This window comes from Salinarimonas rosea DSM 21201 (assembly GCF_000429045.1).
Taxonomy (GTDB): domain Bacteria; phylum Pseudomonadota; class Alphaproteobacteria; order Rhizobiales; family Beijerinckiaceae; genus Salinarimonas; species Salinarimonas rosea.
In genome coordinates this window covers 183,694-197,819 of record NZ_AUBC01000001.1, presented here as the reverse complement: position 1 = coordinate 197,819, position 14,126 = coordinate 183,694, and the positions used below count along the sequence as shown (strand labels likewise).

The following is a 14,126-nucleotide window of genomic DNA, read 5'->3' as shown; positions in this document are numbered from 1 at the left end:
ATGTTGCCTGCCCGAGCTTCCACACCGTGGAGCACCCGACAGGAGAGACATCATGTTCTCTAAGCATCTGGCTACCGCCTGCGCCCTCGGCGCACTCCTCGCGGCGGCGCCGCTCGCCGCCCAGACGACCAACGGCCAGGCCACCAGCGCGCCGGCCACCGGCCAGGCCGCCCCGGCCACCGCGCAGACCCTCGACAGCCTGCCGCCCGCCCCGGCGGGCACCGACGGCGCCACGATGCAGACGGCGGGCGCCTCCGAGCTGGAGCTCGAGGGCGGCTTCATCGCCCGCCAGGGCGAGAACCAGCTCCTCGGCTCCGACCTCATGGACGCGAGCGTCGTCACAATGGCGGACGAGTCGCTCGGCAGCGTCGAGGACGTCGTGATCGACTCCGACGGCCGCATCCGCGGCATCGTCGTGGGCGTCGGCGGCTTCCTCGGCATCGGCGAGAAGCAGGTCGCGATCCCGCTCGACGCGGTCGACGTCCGCTTCGAGGCGGACATGCAGGCGGACGCCGCGGCCGGCCTGGATGCCGACACGGCGGTCGTGCCGCAGGGCGGCATGGCCGCGACGCAGCCGGCGCCGGGGACGGCGACTCAGGCCGAGCGCACCGACATGGCGGCCGCCGAGGTCGAGATGGACGAGACCCGGCGCATGACCGGCGAGAGCGGCTCGGGCCTGGCGGTGAGCGGCGGCGGCGAGATCGAGCACATCGTGGTCGACTTCACCCGCGAGCAGCTCGAGGCCGCCCCGGAGTTCGCCACGCTCGACGAGTGGCGCACGCAGAGCGAGGCGACCGGCTCGATGCCCGCCACGACCGGCGAGCCGGCGCTCGGCACCCCCGGCGCGACGCCGGTCCCCGCGCCCGGCGCGACGGACGCTCCCGCCGACCCGGCCGCCCAGCCGCGTCAGTGACGATCGCAGGCACGCGCCCGGTCGATGGGCGCGTGCCATGCCATCGCACCTCCAGGGAGCCGGGCGGCCCTGCCGCTCGGCTCTCGCACGTGTGTCACCATCCGCCGGCACGCGCGCCGGTGGCAGCCGAGATCACCGCCGACGTCGAGCCGGGGGACCCCGCCCCTGATCCGCTCCCGCGGATCGTCCCCGCCCCAACGGGGCGGGAGCGCGGGCGTGGCCGAGGTCCGTCTCAGCTCGGGCGGGTCTTCTCGAAGGCCGGGACGCGGGCGGCGAAGCCGTCGAGCCAGGCGACGAGGGCGGGATAGCTCGCCCGCCAGCGACCCTCGAAGCGGAAGTCGAGATAGCCGAGCGCGCAGGCGAGCGCGATCGTGCCGGCGTCGAGGGCGTCGCCGATGGCGCCGGCGCGGCTCTCGAGCCGGTCGAGCGCGCGGGTCACCTTCTGCGCCTGATAGTCGACCCAGGTCGGCTCGCGCCGCTCCTCCGGCCGAAAGCGCACCTCGTAGACCTGCATGATCGCCGCGTCGATGAGCCCGTCCGCCAGCGCCTGCAGGGTCAGCACGTCGAAGCGGCCCGCGCCCGCGGGGATGAGCCGCCCGCCGCCGGCGAGATGGTCGAGATACTCGACGATCACGGGGGAATCGTAGAGCGCGGTTCCGTCGTCGGTCACGAGCACGGGTAGCTTGCCGAGCGGGTTCTGCACGCGCAGGTCGTCGGACGGATCGCTCGTGTCGGCGGGCACGATCTCGATGCGCTCGGACAGGCCGAGAACCGCGGCAGCGATCTTCACCTTGCGGCCGAACGGGGAGGCCGGCGACGTACGCAGGATCATGGGTCTCGTCCTTCGATGTGGTGCCTGTGGTCCCCTGTCTCCCACGCGGCGGCACCCCCGGGCAAGCCGGGGGACGCGGCTACGGCGCTGCGCCGATGCGCACGACCCGCGCCGAGCCCTTCCCGGCGCGTCCCAGCCGCTCCGCCAGGGCGGGGAGGAGCACGCCCGCCTCGGCCTCCAGCGTGAAGGGCGGGTTGATCACGAACAGGCCGCATCCGTTCAGCCGTTCGACCCGGCTCGCGTCGTCGACGTGGAGCTCGAGCCGCAGCGCCGGGCGCGGGAGCGCGTCGAGCCGCGCTGCGGCGCGATCGACCTCGCGCGGGTCCTTGATCGGGTACCAGCCGGCGTAGACGCCGGTCGGCCACTTGCTCTGCGCGGCGACGAGCGTGCGGGCGAGGCGATCGAGCTCACCCGGCGCCTCGAAGGCCGGGTCGACGAGGACGAGGCCGCGCTTCTCCTTCGGCGGGATCAGGCCGCCGAGCGCCGTCCAGCCGTCGAGCGCGAGGGTCTTGAGGTTCGCGACCGTGTTGTAGCGCGCCGACAGCGTGGCGTGGTCCGTCGGATGAAGCTCGACGAGGACGCCGCGGTCCTGGCGGCGCAGCATCTCGCGCGCCAGCGCCGGCGAGCCGGGATAGGCGCTCTCCCCGTGGCGGGCGCGCACGGCGGCGAGCGCCGCGCGGTAGGGTGCGAGCACCTCCTCCACCTCGGGCGCGAAGGGCGCGCCCATCAGCCCGATGCCGGCATCCGCCTCCCCCGTCCGGCGCGCCGCCTCGGCGGCGAGATCGTAGAGGCCGATGCCGGCATGCGTGTCGATGTAGCGGTAGGGCGTCTCCTTGCGCCCGAGATAGGCGAGGAGGCGGGCGAGGACGGCGTGCTTCATCACGTCGGAGAAGCCGCCGGCGTGGAACGCGTGGCGATAGTTCATGGGGCCGAGATGGCACCGGACCCCGGCGCGCCGCAAGCGCCTTCGCGCGGCCGAGGGCGCCGGAGCGCGATCAGGGCAGCATCATCTCGCAGTTGGGCGCGGCGTGCAGGTGCCGCTCGATGCCGACGACGCACCATTCGACGTCGTGCGACGACTGGGCGAGGATGCCGAGCTCCTCGCGGACGAGGTAGTTCACCCGGTGATGCCGCACGACCGGCCCGTGCGCGACGGCGGCGGTGGCCGTGCAGAAGCGGCGCGGGAAGAAGCTGTCCGACCAGGGCCGGAAGGCCACGGGGCGCACCTCCTCGATGCCGACGACCCGCAGCTCCGAGTCCCAGAACCGCGCCTCGCGGCGGTTGAACTCGGCCGAGATCGTCGCGAGCACCGTCGGCGCATCGCAGGCGGGGACCTCGCCCGAGAACGGGATCACCCGCTCCTCCGCCGGCGGCGCGCCGTAGAACCAGCCGCCGAGGCGATCATCGGGGCCGCCGCGCGCGGTCACGTCCGCCGCGAGTGCCGCTCCGGCGACCGCCATCCCGATCGTCGCGACGAGCGCCGCCGTCACTGCCGTCATCGTCCTGCGCATTGCCGCGATCCTCCGCCGTCTGCCCGAGCGTGCGCGACGATGCGCAAGGCGCGCCCCGAAATCAAGCGAGCCGGCCCGCCTCGGCGTCACCTGCGCGCCCGAGCGTGTCCTGCGTGCGACAGGGTGAAGGATCGGTTAACCAGGACGCTCTATCCTCACGCGACGGAGGGGCGATGCGCGTCGATCGGCAAGGGCTCAGCGAGGGCGATCCGACGCTCGACGCGGAGGCGGTGGAGACGGCCGCCTTCGTGCTGGCGCTGCGCGCCAAGGGCTTCCGGGACAAGGCGGTGCTCGGCGCCATGGAGCGCGTGCCCCGCACGCTGTTCGCGCCGCCCCGCTTCGCCGATCTCTCCCGCTCCGACGTCGCGCTGCCGCTGCCCTTCGGCCAGACCATGTCCTCGCCCACGACCGTCGCGGCGATGCTCGTCGCGCTCGGGCTCGAGGAGGGCCAGGCCGTCTACGAGGTCGGCACCGGGTCCGGCTACGTCGCCGCGCTGATGGCGCGGCTCGGCGGCGCGGTCGAGAGCGTCGAGCGGATCGGCGCGCTCGCGGACGCCGCCGCGCTGCGGCTCGGCCAGCTCGACGTGGCGGACCGGATCGCGCTCGGCGTCGGCGACGGGCTCACCCCGCGGCGAAACCGCGAGCGCTTCCCGCGCATCCTCGTCAACGGCGCGCTCGCCGCCTTCCCCGACACGCTGCTCGAGCGCCTCGCGCCCGGCGGGCGCCTCGTCGGCGCGCTGAGCGTCGAGGGCTTCCCGCGCCTCGTCGTCGTCGAGAAGGACGCGGAAGGCGTGCTGCACCGCCGGCTCGGCGCCAGCGTGCGCATCGCGCCGCTGGTGGCGGGCGGGTCGTCCGCGGCGGGAGCGACGAGGGCGTGACGTGCGCAACGCTTGCTTAACCTGAATGCCCTTTTAATCGGTGCATCAGGTCGTTTCGAGTATCAGGTGCGTCGATGCGCTACCCCCAGGCTCTCCAGGGTCACCGTCGTTCCTCCATCGCAGCGAGGGTGGCTCTCGTCGCGCTGGCGGCGGGCGCGCTCGGCGCGTGCAGCGCCGACACGATGCGCTTCGCCGATCCCTTCGGCAATCCGTTCGCCGCGCCGGGGCAGGACCCGGTGATGACGGGCAGCGTCGATCCCGCCGCCGCCGCACCGACGGTCGCCGTCGCGAGCGCCCCGCTCTCCGCGCCGGGCGCCGTCGCCGGCGCCCCGCTGCCGACGGGACCGGCCGCCGTGGCGGCGCGGGCCCCGGCGCCGAGCGGCCCCCCCGGCTGGAGCGCTCTCGGCGGCACGCCGATCATCGTGCGCCAGGGCGAGACCGCCGCCTCGCTCGGGGGACGCTACAACGTTCCCGTCGATGCGCTGCTGCGGGTGAACGGCCTCGCATCCGCCGCCGAGGTCCAGCCCGGCCGCGCCGTCGTCATCCCGGTCTTCAATGCCGCCGGCGGCACGCGCGTCGCCTCCGCCGCGCCGACCGTGCTGCCCGCGGCGTCCGCACCGCCGCAGACGGCCGCCTCTCCCGCCCCGACGCAGACGGGCACCGTCGTCGCGAGCGCGCCGCTGCCGCCGCGCGCACCGGCGCGCAGCCCCGGCCCGGCGGCGTCCACTGTGCCGCCGGTCGCCCAGTCTCCGGCCCGGCCGCCCGCCCAGCCGGTCGCACAGGCCCCCGCTCAGGCACCCGTGCAACAGCCCTCCGCTCCCGCGGCGGCGCCCACGCAGGTGGCGAGCCTGCCCTCCGCCGCGACGGGTCTCGACTTCCGCTGGCCGGCGCGCGGGCGCGTGATCTCCGGCTTCGGCACCGCCGGGAACGAGGGCATCAACATCGCGGTGCCGGAAGGCACGCCGGTGCGCGCCGCCGAGAGCGGCACCGTCGCCTATGCCGGCGAGGAGCTGCGCGGCTACGGCAAGCTCGTCCTCGTGCGGCACGACGACGGCTACGTCTCCGCCTACGCCCACAATTCCGAGCTCCTGGTCGCCCGCGGCGACGCCGTGCGGCGCGGCCAGGTGATCGCCAATTCCGGCCGCACCGGCAACGTCACCTCGCCCCAGCTCCACTTCGAGATCCGCCAGGGGGCCGACCCGGTCGACCCGATGCCCTACCTGACGAACTGAAGCCTTTCCGGAACCGACCGGCGACGTCGCCTCGAGACCCGTCGTACGGCTCGGGCGGGCGGAGGGGGCACCCCTCCGCCCGTTCTGCGTTCGGGCCCCGGCGATCCGGACTCACGCCCGCGCCCCGGCCACCTCCGCCAGCCGGAACGGCCGCGCGGCGCCGGCGCTCTCGACGAAGGCGAGGTGCGAGACGAGCCTGCGGCCGTCGTAGTGCAGGAGCCGGTAGGCGGCGGGCTCCGGGGCGAGGCCGCCGTCGCCGCCGGGGCGCATGTCGAGGCTCACCCCGTAGGCGAGGGAGGGCGCGACATAGCAGGGCCGCCCGCCGAACAACGTCTCCATCGCCCGGTGATGATGCCCGCACAGGACGGCGAGCACCTGCGGGTGGGCGGCCACGATGCACTCGAGCCGCGCCGCGCCCTCCACGAGACGGATCCGGTCCATGAACCCGATGCCGCAGCGGAAGGGCGGATGGTGGACGGCGATCAGCGTCGGGCGCGCGGGCGCGTCCGTGAGCGTCGCGTCGAGCCAGTCGAGCTGCGCGTCGTCGAGCCCGCCGGCGCTGGTGTAGGGCAGGTTCGAGGCGAGGCCGACGACCCTGAGCGCGGTGAAGTCGCGCACGCTGCACAGGTCGGGGGCGGGCAGGCGGCTTTCCCCGCCGATCAGGCGCAGGAAGGCGGCGAATGCCGTCGGATCGTCGTGGTTTCCGGGTACCGCAACCACGGATCGCCGCATGCTCTTCAGCATCTCGGCCGCTCGGCGATAGGCCCGCGCGCGGCCCGCGTCCGCGACGTCGCCGGAGACGATCACGAGATCGGGGCGCGGCGAGAGCGCCTGCAGGGCCGTGAAAGCCTTGTGCAGTGCAGCATTGACGTCCACCGCCCCGGGGACGGGCTCGCCCGACGCGGGTACGTGGAGGTCGCTGATATGGGCTACGAGCATCGTGTCAAGGGCCGCCGCATCGGTCGTCAAGCGGCAGCAAGAAGTGCGCCAAGGGTCGGCGTCGCGTCAGCCGTCGCGCCAGCTGTACAGCCATGAGTAGCGTTCGGCCATCCCCGATGCGCCCATCCGGCGCAGCACGAAATCGCGACCGAGGGCGATCGGGCCGCCCGCGTGATAGACGCGCCCGTTCGCCCGTGCCGCGTTCTGGACCTTCAGCGCCCGCGGCGTACGCCGCGCGGCGTAGGCGGCGAGGGCGGCGGCGACCGGGTCCGCGGCCGGCTCGTGGGCGTCGCCGCCCGTCCTTTCGGCAGGAGCGAGCCCACGCGCGAGGCAGGCGGCGTCCTCGATGGCGAGGGCCGCACCCTGAGCGAGGAAGGGCAGCACCGGGTGCGCGGCGTCTCCCACGAGCGCGATGCGCCCGCGCGCCATGCGCGCGGCCGGGCGGTCGTGCAGGGACCAGAGCAGCCAGCCGCGCGCGGCGTCGATCAGCGCGCGCAGCGGCGCCGCGAGCGCCGGCAGCGCCTCGCGCAGCGCCGACGCCTCTCCCGGTGTCGCCCAGCCGTCGACGGGCGAGGCCCTCTGCACCACGCAGACGATGTTGACGAGCGCGCCTGCGGCGATCGGGTAGTGCACGACGTGCGCGCGGCGCCCGAGCCACAGCCCGGTCTCGTCGCCCGCGAGCGCCGCGGGCGCCGCCTCGCGCGGCACGCTCGCGCGCCAGGCGACATACCCCCGATACTGCGCGGGAACGGCCCCGGTCGGCCCTTCCACGAGGCGCCGGAGCTTCGACCAGACGCCGTCGGCCCCGAGCGCGAGATCCGCCCGCAGCGTCTCGCGCGCCCCGTTCTCGCGGGCGAGCGCGAACGCGACGCCGCCTCGCGTCTCCTCGACGTCCTCGACGGCGCGCCCCATGACGAGGCGGACGTCCGGGCGCGCGCGCACGGCGTCGAGAAGGATCGTCTGCAGGTCGGCGCGGTGGACCACCCAGTACGGCGCGCCGAAGCGCCCGCGCATGGCCTCGCCGAGCGGCATCTCGGCGAGCGTGCGGCCCCGCGCGATGTCGCGAATCACCACACGGCGCGGCTCCCCGACGTGCCGCGCGAGCGCGGGGCCGAGCCCGAGATCGAGGAGGATGCGGCTCGCGTTCGGCGACAGCTGCAGGCCGGCGCCGACCTCCGAGAAGCCGGTGCGCCGCTCCACCAGCGTCACCGGGTGGCCGGCGCGCGAGAGCGCGAGCGCGGCGGCGAGGCCCGCGATGCCGGCCCCGGCGATCGCGACCGACGGGCGGGTCATCTCAGCGCGAGGGGCCGGTGTGGGCCGCGGCGATGTCGAGCGCGCCGCCGGTCCAGAGGCATTCCGGCGGGTCGGATTGCTGCGTCGTCAGGTCCGGCCGGTAGCGGAAGAGCGTCGAGCAATAGGGGCAGATGATCTCGTCCTCGGCGCCCATGTCGAGGAATTCGTGGGGGTGATCGAAGGGCGGCTTCGCCCCGATGCACATGAACTCCTTCGCCCCGATGTGGATGATCGGCACGCCCGCGTCGTTGGCGAAGTGGGGAGTCGTCTTCTCGGCCATCTCGTGTCCGTGGTCCGGGTCTCTCGGCGCGGCGGACCATAGTGCGCCGCGGCGCGCAGGGCCAGCGCCGAATGCGCGCTCCCGCCGCGCACGGGAGGCTTGCGAGCGCCGCCGAAGCCCTCTATGACGGCCCAGCCGCGACGGGCCCGACGCCCCGCGGCCGGAGCGCCCTTCGTCTATCGGTTAGGACATCAGCCTTTCACGCTGAAGAGGCGGGTTCGATTCCCGCAGGGCGCGCCAGCAGGTCTGCCGTTCGCGAGAAAGCCGCGAACGTGACCTGGACCGTTCGGAACCGCCGCACCACCGCCGCGAGACTGGGAAGACCTCGACGCTTGCGAGAGCGACACGTCGCCCATGCGCGAGGCGACGTCTCCGTCCGGCGTGACGAGTCGGTCAGCGCCGCAGCCTCGGATCAGCCTCCTCACGGGCGTGCTCGCCCGCGACGGCTCCATCGGTCGGTCGCGGCTTCGGGGCGATGAAGATCCGCCGGACCCGTGCCCATCGGCTGGCCCTCGATCCCGCTCCCGCAGTCACACCCCAGCGGTCGGGCGGCCGACCTCTCCTCGGCCAGCGCGGATGGTGGTCGTCGATGACGAATGCGTGGGCGTGGCGCGTCGGCCGATGCCGGTGGCGCGGGCCGGTCGCACCCGCCTCGAGGGCGCCCGGCGCATGGTGATCGTCGTCGACCCGGTCGTGGACGTGCTCGATCGCCTCGTGCTCGTGCTCGACCTCGGCCGGATCGTGCCGCGGCCAGACCCGCGCGGCGACGGCCACCCCACCGGCCGAGCCGAGCGCCAGGAGCGCGAAGGCGGCGTCGAGGCCCATAGCGGGTAGGTCACGAGCCAGCAGGCGTGCGACAGCGCGAACTGCGCCGCGAACAGCGCCGGACGGTCCTCTGGCCGACGAAGAGCCAGTGGAACGAGACGAGGGTCAGCGCGAGCGCGGCGAGCAGGGGGCTCGCGAGCGCCTCGAGATCGTAGGCGAGGCGCGAGAGGGCGAGCGCGGCGGTGTAGTCCTTCTCGTCGGCCAGCAAGTCCGGGATCGTCGCCTGGAAGGTCGGCGTGAACGCGGCCGACGAGGCCTGGAACAGGAAAACGAGAGCGTAGATCTGCCAGACCTGCGTGACGAAGGGCAGGAGCAGCACCATCGCCGCCCGGAACAGGTCGAGACCGACCAGGAACTCGCGGCGCGGGAAGCGCCCGGCGAGCGCACCGGCAATCGGCGCGATGCCGACATAGGCGACCATCTTGATCGCGAGCGCGGTCCCGAGCACGAGCCCGGCATCGGTGCCGGCGAGCTCCCAGGCGAGGAGCCCGAGCGCCACGGTCGTCAGGCCCGTCCCCAGCAGCGAGAGCACCTGGGCGGCGAAGAGGCGTCGGTAGGTGGTGTTCGCCAGGACGGAGAGCATAGGGGGCATATTCCACGAGTTCGTGGCGGGATATCATGTGGAGCGCGCCTCGGCCTCGAATGCCCTCACGCCGGACGCCGCATCCGCGAGAGCACGCCGCTCTTGAGCACGACCTGATGGAAGATCACCGCCGCGACGTGCAGGCCGGTCAGAGCGAGGAGCGCGATCTTCATCACGTTGTGCGCCTCCGCCGCCTCTTGCGCACCAGCGAACCAGGCCACAGCGCCGGAAAGCGGCATCAGAAGCATGAACGCGTAGAAGCTCCAATGGGCTGCGTGCGACGCCGCTCGCAGCGCGGCGTGCTCCGCTTCGGGAGGCGGTGGTGCGCCGTGCCGGAAGCGCAGAACGAGGCGCCATGCCGCGAGCGCAGCGACGAGCAGGCCTCCGACAACGTGCTGGGCCACGAGAGGATCGAAGGCGATCTCGGCTCCGCCGCGCCACGCGTCCCAAGCCTCCGCAATGGGCTCATGGAGGAGGTATTGCAGGGCGATGAGGCCGACGACGGCCCAATGCAGGACGATTTGCGTGCGCGTGTACCCGGTCGGTCTCGCCATCTCGGCTCCTCCGCGACAACGGGGCGGCGCCCCGGCTGAGCCTTAGAATATGCGATATTACTAATGCTTCTTTGCGCTGGATCAACTGTGACGCTCGGTTCCCCCTCGTCGCCGCCTTCGACGGGAACCACGGCTGGTTCTGGCGCAACAGGACCGACACGCCGGTGACCTTCACGCTACGCACGCGGGGCGACTACGTGGAGGTGCCTGTGCCTCGATTGCCGCGGCGCGGCCGGCGCGCCGCGCCGCCCGCTCGCTGCGCCGCAGGCGGCGCAGCAGGGCCGCGCGTCGGGTGTGGCGGGGCGGCGCCGCGCCTCAACGCTCCGGCGGGCAGAAGGCGCGCTGGAGGGAGCCGATCACCTCGATCACCTCGGGGCGGGCGAGGGAGTAGTAGATGTTCTTGCCGTCGCGGCGGCTCGCCACGAGATCGTCCGCGCGCAGGCGGGCGAGCTGCTGCGACACCGCCGGCTGGCGCATGTTCAGCATCTCCTCGAGCTCGGTCACCGACTTCTCGCCCTCGATGAGCACGCACAGGATGATGAGCCGCGTCTCGTGGGAGAGCGCCTTCAGGAATTCGCTGGCCTGGCGGGCGTTGGCGAGGAGCTGATCCACGTCGATCGGCGCCGGTGCGGCGTGATCCAGCATCTGAGGGACGGCGGTCATCGAGGCGCCTTTCGGCTCTGGCGAACGATCTGACGGGGGACTGTCGTATATACGCGCGTTTCGCGCCGTGGGAAGGGCACGCGTGCCCGGATTCCTATTCGGGCCCCGGCGAACTCGCCCTGCGGGCTTGCCCGCCGAACTCACGGCGGCGCGCGGCGTTCTCGAAGCCCGCCGCGATCTTGCACGAAGCATGCCGAAACCGTCCCACGCCGTTCCCCCTCTGCCCGCATCCGACCCGATCGGGCGGCTCGCCCTCGCGCTCGCACGGCTCGCGTCCGAGCGAGGCGCCACCGAGCCGATCGTCCACGTCGCCGACGGCGGCCGGCGCGCCCGCGCGCTCGTCGCGGCGGCGCGGGGGCTCGCGCCGGAGGTCGAGACCGTGCATCTGCCGGCCTGGGACTGCTTTCCCTACGACAGGATGCCGCCGTCGCGGGCATGCATGGGCGCGCGGATGAGCATCCTGCGCCGCCTCTCCGGCGGTGCGCAAGAGCCGGGCGGGGCGGGCGGGGCGCCTGTCCTCGTCGTCGCGACGCCCGCCGCCCTGCTGCGCCGCGTGCCGCCCCGCGCCATCTGGACGCATGCGCCGCTGTCAATCGCGGCGGGAGACCGGCTCGACCCGGACGCGTTCGAGGCCGCGATCGCGCGGCTCGGCTACCGGGCGGGCGAGCGGGTGGAGGAGCCCGGCGAGGCCGCGGTGCGGCCGCACGTGGTCGACCTGCATCCCGCCGCGGCCGCGTTGCCGGTGCGCATCGAGCACGCGGACGGGCGCGTCGGCGCGATCCACACCTACGACCCCGACACGCAGGCGCGCCTCGCGGACCTGGACCGGCTCGTGATCGATCCCGCCTCCGAGATCGTGCGGGCTCCCGACGCCGCGCCCGAGCCGCTGGCGACGGGCGCGGAGCATCGCCTGGCGGAGCGCTACGAGGCGCTGGAGACGCTCTTCGACTACGCGCCCCGCGCCGCGCTCGTTCTCGATCCGCTGGCGCGCGACGTGGCGCAGGACGTTCTGCGCGACGTCGCCGACGCCTACGAGGCCGCACGCACCCTGCGCGGCACCCGCGACGGTGCACGCACGCCGCTCGCGCCGGACGCGCTGCACCTGCGGGCGCAGGAGTGGGAGGAGATCCTCGCCGCCCGTGTCCTCGCCACCGTGCCGGACGAGGCGCAGGAGACCGGCGTGCCGCGCTTCGTGCTGGAGGGCCGCCCCGGGTCGGCCTTCGCCGGCTTCGTCGCGCAGGCGCGCGAGGCGGGCGGGCGCATCCTGCTCTGCGCCGACGCGCCGGCGCTCCCGGGCTTTCTGCGGCGCGCCCGCGCCGCGCTCGGCGAGACGCCGACGCGGGTGGCGAGCCTCGCGGAGGCTGCCGACATGCCCGGGGGCGCGCTCGCCGCGCTCGCGGCTCCGCTGGCGGAGGGCTTCGTGGACGACGCGACCGCCACGACGCTCGTCGCGGCCGCGGACCTCGTGGGCGAGACCGGCCTCGCCGGCGGACGCAGCGGCGTGCTCCCCGAGACCGCCACGCTCCCGGGGATCGGCGACGTCGTCGTCCACGCCGACCACGGCATCGGCCGGCTCGAAGGGCTGGAGCGGATCGCGACCGGCACCGAGACGGCGGAGGAGGCGGGCGAGGCCGTGCGCCTCGTCTACGCCGACGAGGCGAGCCTGCTCGTCCCCGTGGAGGACCTCGACCGCGTCTGGCGCCACGGTGGGCCGGACGACCGCGCGCGGCTCGACCGGCTCGATACGGACACCTGGGGGACGCGTCGCGGCGAGATCGAGGCGGCGATCGCGCAGGCCGCACGCGATCTCGCCCGGCGCGCCGCCGAGCGTCGCGCCGCCACCGCGCCCGCGCTGCGTGCCTCCCCGCGCGACCTCGCGCGCTTCGCCGAGCGCTTTCCCCATCCGCTCACCGCCGACCAGGCCACGGCCACAGCCGCGACGCTCGCCGACATCGCGCGCGAGACGCCGATGGACCGGCTCGTGTGCGGCGACGTCGGATACGGCAAGACCGAGGTCGCTCTGCGCGCCGCGGCGGCCGCCGCCTTCGCGGGAAAGCAGGTCGCGATCGTCGCCCCCACGACCGTGCTCGCGCGCCAGCACGCGGAGACCCTGCGCCGGCGCTTCGCGGGCTTCGGCATCGCGGTGGGCCAGCTCTCGCGGCTCGTTACCGCCGCCGAGGCGCGGGAGACCCGCGCGGGCCTCGCGGACGGATCGATCCGGATCGTGAGCGGCACGCACGCGCTCGCGGGGGAGGAGGTGCGCTTCGCCGATCTCGGCCTCGTCGTCGTCGACGAGGAGCAGCGGTTCGGCGCGAGCGACAAGGAGGCGCTGCGGGCGCTCGGCGCGGGCGCGCACGTCCTCACGCTCACCGCGACGCCGATCCCGGCGACGCTCGCGGGGAGCCTCGCGGGCCTGCGCGACCTGTCCACGATCGCAACGCCACCGGTCGCCCGAAAGCCGGTGCGCACCGCCCGCGCGGACTGGGACGACGCGCTCGTGCGCGAGGCGCTCTCCCGCGAGCGGGCGCGCGACGGGCAGAGCTTCGTCGTCGTCCCGCGCATCGCGGACATCGAGGGCATCGCGGTCCGGCTCGCCGATCTCGTCCCCGACCTGCGGGTCGCGGTGGTGCACGGGCGGATGAAGCCCGCGGCCATCGACGACACGATGCTCGACTTCGCCTGCGGCGACGATCCGCCCGACGTCCTGCTCGCGACGAACATCGTCGAGAGCGGCCTCGACGTGCCCGCGGCGAACACGATGCTGATCGTCCACCCGGACCGCTTCGGCCTCGCCCAGCTCCACCAGCTGCGTGGCCGCGTCGGGCGCGGGGCGCGCCAGGCGCATTGCTGGCTCCTGACCGAGCCCGGCGCCGAGCTCGCCGCGGAGACCCGCGAGCGGCTCGACGCGCTGGTGGCGCACGACCGGCTCGGGTCCGGCTTCGCGCTCGCCTTGCGCGACCTCGACCTGCGCGGGACGGGCACGCTCATGGGCGACGAGCAGGCCGGCCATGCGGAGGCGATCGGTATCGGTCTCCACCGCGAGCTCGTCGCCCGCGCCATGGCGGACGCGCGCGGGGAGGGCGGCGAGGCCGGACCGATGCCGCATCTCGCGCTGGGCGTCGGCGCCGCGATCCCGGCGAGCGAGATCGAGAGCCCGCAGATGCGGCTCGAGCTCTACGCACGCCTCGCGCGGCTCGCCGACGAGGACGCGCTCGACGCTCTCGTGGACGAGATCGCCGAGCGGTTCGGCGTGGCGGCGGACGCCCTCGGAGACGCGCTCGTGCTGGCGCGGCTGCGCCTGCGGGCGCGCGACCTCGGCATCCTGCGTCTCGAGGCCGGCCCGGCGGCGCTCGCCGCGACCTTCCGCGACGAGGCCGCACGCCGGCTCGCCGGCCTGACGCTCGCCGAGAAGGCGACACTCGACGGCAACCGCCTCGTCTACGCCCGCGAGACACGCACGGGCGCGGAGCGGTTGCGGCTCGCCGACGCCCTCCTCGACGCGGTGGAGCGCGTCCTGAGGGGTGGGGCGCCCGATGATCGCGCACGAAGAGAGGCCGGATAGGGAACCCAGCCGCGCGGCGGGGCTTGGAGGGGCAACGGGGCGCTGCAGGCGCCGCAACAGT

At 74.5% G+C, this 14,126-nt stretch carries 14 protein-coding genes and 1 tRNA gene; 6 read left to right on the top strand and 9 right to left on the bottom strand.

Going from position 1 to position 14,126, the window contains the following annotated elements; genetic code table 11:
• Positions 1–52 precede the first annotated feature (52 nt).
• Positions 53–913 carry a PRC-barrel domain-containing protein gene (locus tag G407_RS30070; protein ID WP_052340797.1) on the top strand — a complete coding sequence of 287 codons (861 nt, stop codon included), beginning with the start codon at positions 53–55 and terminating at the stop codon, positions 911–913.
• 232 nt (positions 914–1,145) lie between these two features.
• Here the strand turns inward: G407_RS30070 and G407_RS0100975 are convergent, their stop codons facing one another.
• From G407_RS0100975 to G407_RS24990, 3 genes are all read right to left on the bottom strand, one after another.
• The gene (locus tag G407_RS0100975; protein ID WP_029029302.1) at positions 1,146–1,745 is read right to left on the bottom strand and encodes a glutathione S-transferase family protein; all 600 of its coding nucleotides are present in this window, start codon (positions 1,743–1,745) and stop codon (positions 1,146–1,148) included.
• 79 nt (positions 1,746–1,824) lie between these two features.
• Positions 1,825–2,670, bottom strand: a complete 846-nt coding sequence (locus tag G407_RS0100970) for a 23S rRNA (adenine(2030)-N(6))-methyltransferase RlmJ (protein WP_029029301.1) — start codon at positions 2,668–2,670, stop codon at positions 1,825–1,827.
• A gap of 70 nt (positions 2,671–2,740) precedes the next feature.
• Positions 2,741–3,256, bottom strand: coding sequence for a hypothetical protein (locus G407_RS24990; protein WP_156917430.1), 516 nt, complete (start codon positions 3,254–3,256; stop codon positions 2,741–2,743).
• A gap of 173 nt (positions 3,257–3,429) precedes the next feature.
• Between G407_RS24990 and G407_RS0100960 the strand changes: the two genes are divergently transcribed.
• Both G407_RS0100960 and G407_RS0100955 read left to right on the top strand, forming a co-directional pair.
• Positions 3,430–4,134 (top strand): protein-L-isoaspartate O-methyltransferase family protein, encoded by a 705-nt coding sequence (locus G407_RS0100960; RefSeq protein ID WP_029029300.1) that lies wholly within the window; start codon positions 3,430–3,432, stop codon positions 4,132–4,134.
• Between the two features lie 128 nt (positions 4,135–4,262).
• Positions 4,263–5,366, top strand: coding sequence for a M23 family metallopeptidase (locus G407_RS0100955; RefSeq protein WP_052340795.1), 1,104 nt, complete (start codon positions 4,263–4,265; stop codon positions 5,364–5,366).
• A 111-nt stretch (positions 5,367–5,477) separates the two neighbouring features.
• On the opposite strand, the gene G407_RS24985 is transcribed toward G407_RS0100955, so the two are convergent.
• The 3 genes from G407_RS24985 to G407_RS0100940 form a co-directional block, all read right to left on the bottom strand.
• A complete protein-coding gene (locus G407_RS24985) occupies positions 5,478–6,305 on the bottom strand; it encodes a metallophosphoesterase (RefSeq protein WP_043538609.1) in 828 nt (275 codons plus the stop codon).
• A 66-nt stretch (positions 6,306–6,371) separates the two neighbouring features.
• Positions 6,372–7,598, bottom strand: a complete 1,227-nt coding sequence (locus G407_RS0100945) for an FAD-dependent oxidoreductase (RefSeq protein ID WP_029029298.1) — start codon at positions 7,596–7,598, stop codon at positions 6,372–6,374.
• Between the two features lies 1 nt (position 7,599).
• On the bottom strand, positions 7,600–7,878 hold the full coding sequence (locus G407_RS0100940; protein WP_029029297.1) for a zinc-finger domain-containing protein: 279 nt from the start codon (positions 7,876–7,878) through the stop codon (positions 7,600–7,602).
• A gap of 165 nt (positions 7,879–8,043) precedes the next feature.
• On the opposite strand from G407_RS0100940, the gene G407_RS0100935 reads away from it, so the two are divergent.
• Positions 8,044–8,118, top strand: a tRNA-Glu gene (locus G407_RS0100935).
• Positions 8,119–8,454: 336 nt separating this feature from the next.
• Complete coding sequence (locus G407_RS32815) at positions 8,455–8,712, top strand: hypothetical protein (protein ID WP_029029296.1); 258 nt, start codon at positions 8,455–8,457, stop codon at positions 8,710–8,712.
• A 1-nt stretch (position 8,713) separates the two neighbouring features.
• On the opposite strand, the gene G407_RS32230 is transcribed toward G407_RS32815, so the two are convergent.
• The 3 genes from G407_RS32230 to G407_RS0100915 form a co-directional block, all read right to left on the bottom strand.
• Positions 8,714–9,295: an MFS transporter gene (locus G407_RS32230; RefSeq protein ID WP_425337480.1), complete on the bottom strand. Its 582-nt coding sequence runs from the start codon at positions 9,293–9,295 to the stop codon at positions 8,714–8,716.
• A 56-nt stretch (positions 9,296–9,351) separates the two neighbouring features.
• A complete protein-coding gene (locus tag G407_RS0100920) occupies positions 9,352–9,840 on the bottom strand; it encodes a cytochrome b (RefSeq protein WP_029029294.1) in 489 nt (162 codons plus the stop codon).
• 315 nt (positions 9,841–10,155) lie between these two features.
• Positions 10,156–10,503: an ArsR/SmtB family transcription factor gene (locus G407_RS0100915; protein WP_029029293.1), complete on the bottom strand. Its 348-nt coding sequence runs from the start codon at positions 10,501–10,503 to the stop codon at positions 10,156–10,158.
• Positions 10,504–10,693: 190 nt separating this feature from the next.
• Between G407_RS0100915 and G407_RS24980 the strand changes: the two genes are divergently transcribed.
• Positions 10,694–14,065, top strand: a complete 3,372-nt coding sequence (locus G407_RS24980; RefSeq protein WP_052340792.1) for a DEAD/DEAH box helicase — start codon at positions 10,694–10,696, stop codon at positions 14,063–14,065.
• The last annotated feature ends 61 nt before the right edge of the window (positions 14,066–14,126 follow it).